Origin of the sequence: Paenibacillus sp. 3LSP, assembly GCF_032465655.1 — a bacterium.
Classification (GTDB): domain Bacteria; phylum Bacillota; class Bacilli; order Paenibacillales; family Paenibacillaceae; genus Fontibacillus; species Fontibacillus barengoltzii.
On the sequence record NZ_JAWDJI010000005.1, the window covers coordinates 1 to 1,381 of the forward strand.

The 1,381-nt window shown below is 53.3% G+C and carries 1 protein-coding gene; it reads left to right on the forward strand.

Annotated elements, in window-relative coordinates; all coding sequences use genetic code 11:
• Positions 1 to 191: 191 nt before the first annotated feature.
• On the forward strand, positions 192 to 1,325 hold the full coding sequence (gene mnmA, locus RW092_RS00405; protein ID WP_036624271.1) for a tRNA 2-thiouridine(34) synthase MnmA: 1,134 nt from the start codon (positions 192 to 194) through the stop codon (positions 1,323 to 1,325).
• Positions 1,326 to 1,381 lie beyond the last annotated feature (56 nt).

A 1,381-nucleotide genomic window follows, 5' to 3' on the forward strand; every position in this document is an offset into this window, starting at 1 on the left:
AACCAAGATTAACAATTAATTGAATACCATGTCACTTTAGATGCAAGGCTAGTGCCCAAATCCGGGGATTCCTCCCTATTCCTATCTTTACCCTGTGCTTATCGTAACATATCATATGTGTTTTGGGAAATAAAGCGACAATTGTGGTAAAATAAACGACGAGCGACTCGCCGCTCAAAGGAGTGATCATGATGGCTAAGCCTAACAGCGAAACCCGCGTCGTCGTCGGCATGTCTGGCGGCGTCGATTCCTCGGTGACGGCACTCCTGCTGAAGCAGCAGGGCTATGACGTCATCGGCATATTTATGAAGAACTGGGACGATACCGACGAGTTCGGTTACTGCACCGCGGAAGCGGATGCTGAAGACGTTCGCCGCGTCTGCGAGCAGATCGATATCCCTTACTATACCGTGAACTTCGAGAAGCAATATTACGATAAAGTATTTGCCTACTTCCTCGAAGAATATAAGCGGGGCCGGACTCCTAACCCGGATGTGATGTGTAACCGGGAGATCAAGTTTGGCGAATTTTTGAACAAAGCGCTGGACCTCGGCGCAGATTACGTAGCGACCGGGCACTATGCCCGGGTCGTGGAAGAGAACGGGACGTTCAAGTTGCTGCGCGGAGTAGACAGCAATAAGGATCAAACGTATTTCCTCAACGCCCTGAATCAGGACCAATTGTCCAAAGCGATGTTCCCGATCGGCCACCTGCCGAAGCCGGAGGTACGGCGGATCGCCGAAGAAGCCGGCCTCTATACTGCGAAGAAGAAGGACAGCACCGGCGTCTGCTTTATCGGCGAACGGAATTTCAAAGAGTTTCTGAGCAACTACTTGCCTGCCCAATCCGGCGATATGATCGACATCGTCACCGGTGAGGTTAAGGGCCGTCACGATGGCCTGATGTACTATACGCTGGGTCAACGTCAAGGCTTGGGTATCGGCGGCTCCGGTACCGGCGAACCTTGGTTCGTGGCTGATAAGGATCTGGAGCGCAACATTTTGTATGTTGTGCAAGGTGACAAGCACCCAAGCTTGTACTCGACGTCGCTGATTGCTTCCGGCGTTAACTGGATCGCTGGCGCAGACAAAATGCCGGAGGGGCCGTACAAGTGCACGGCGAAATTCCGGTATCGTCAGCCCGATCAAGGTGTGACGCTGACGAAGCAACCAGACGGCACGGTGCATGTCGCATTTGATGAACCGCAAAAGGCGATCACCCCAGGCCAAGCAGTCGTGTTCTACCAAGGCGAAGAATGCCTCGGCGGCGGCACGATCGAAGCCCCGGTGAAGCTGCGGACCGAGATTTCGGCTGTACAAGCCTAACAATCATAACCACCCGTCCAACGGGTGGTTTGCTCTTGGGGTATAACCCCTTGTTG

Coding starts and splice junctions, on each gene's coding strand:
- mnmA (WP_036624271.1), top strand. CDS start 192: ATGGCTAAGCCTAACAGCGAAACCCGCGTCGTCGTCGGCATGTCTGGC.